The organism is Bifidobacterium sp. UBA6881 (assembly GCA_002451435.1).
Lineage (GTDB): Bacteria > Actinomycetota > Actinomycetes > Actinomycetales > Bifidobacteriaceae > Bifidobacterium.
Map to the genome: position 1 here is coordinate 9,235 of DKCF01000046.1, position 1,325 is coordinate 10,559.

General features: G+C 62.1%; 1 protein-coding gene. It reads right to left on the minus strand.

Going from position 1 to position 1,325, the window contains the following annotated elements; genetic code table 11:
- Positions 1–21: 21 nt before the first annotated feature.
- Positions 22–1,152: a 3-deoxy-7-phosphoheptulonate synthase gene (locus B3C64_RS03860; RefSeq protein WP_291533859.1), complete on the minus strand. Its 1,131-nt coding sequence runs from the start codon at positions 1,150–1,152 to the stop codon at positions 22–24.
- Positions 1,153–1,325: the final 173 nt, after the last annotated feature.

Here is a 1,325-nt window from a genome sequence, read left to right on the forward strand (position 1 = left end):
CCGGCCATCGGTATATGCCGGTCAGCGGGCGCGACGGGCAGTGACCGCATCGGCAAGCGTGTGCAGCAACTGTTCGGTGCGGTCCCATGGCACGCATGCGTCGGTGACGGACTGGCCATACACCAATTGGTCGAGCGGAGCCGGCTTCTGATGCCCCGCCTTGAGGAAGCTTTCCATCATGACGCCAAGGATGCCCTGCTCGCCGTGAGCGATACGGTCGGCGATCTCCTCGACCACTTCGGCCTCGCGGACCTCGTTCTTGCCGCAATTGCCGTGCGCCGCATCGATGACGAGTCCATGCTCGCTCGGACCGGACGCCTTGGACGCCTTCAGGTCGGCCAACGCCTGCGCCACGGATGCGGCATCGTAATTCGGACCATGCGAGGAACCGCGCAACACCAGATGGCAATCCGGATTGCCCTTCGTCTCCGCGGAAATCACGCGGCCGTCGAGGTTGATGGACAGGAAGTGGTGTTCGAACGCGGCCGCGAAACAGGAATCGGCCGCCGGCTTGATCGAACCGTCGGTGGCGTTCTTGAAGCCGACCGGCATCGACAGGCCGGAGGCGAGCTCACGATGCACCTGGCTTTCCGTGTTGCGCGCGCCGATCGCGCCCCAGCTGATCAGGTCGCAGATGTACTGCGGGGTGATCGGATCGAGCCATTCCGTGGCGGCGGGCAGACCGAGGTTCAGCACGTCGGTCAACACCTTGCGGGCGAGCCACATGCCCTTGCGGATATTGAACTGGCCGTCCAGGTCGGGATCGTTGATCAGACCTTTCCAGCCGATCGTGGTGCGCGGCTTCTCGAAATACACGCGCATGACGATGACCAGACGATCCTCGAGCTCCTTCTTGACCGCGGCGAGCTTCTCCGCATATTCATGCGCGGCCTTCGGATCATGGATGGAGCACGGGCCGACGATGGCGAGCAGACGGTCGTCCCTGCCATGCAACACGTCGCGAATCTCCTGACGGGACCTGAGCACCAGATCGCTCATCTCGTCGGAAAGCGGCAGCTCCTTGATGAAATAGCGCGGAGCGGGAATCGGATCGAGCTGACGAATGTTGACGTCCACGGTCTCAGGAAACACGGCATTCTCATCCAACCGCTGTGCATCCTTCGAACTATCCGGACCGCGAAGACCTGACATCGCTTCCACTCCTTGCTGCTATCGCTCTCAACATCTGACATCGACCCCAATGGGTCACCGAAGTCACCTTAATGGATGGGGCGGGAATATGAAAAACGCCGACTGCATGGTGGAACGGATTCCACCGGCAGTCGGCGCATTCACGCGTGGATGGCGCGTGTTGGCCACGCGCG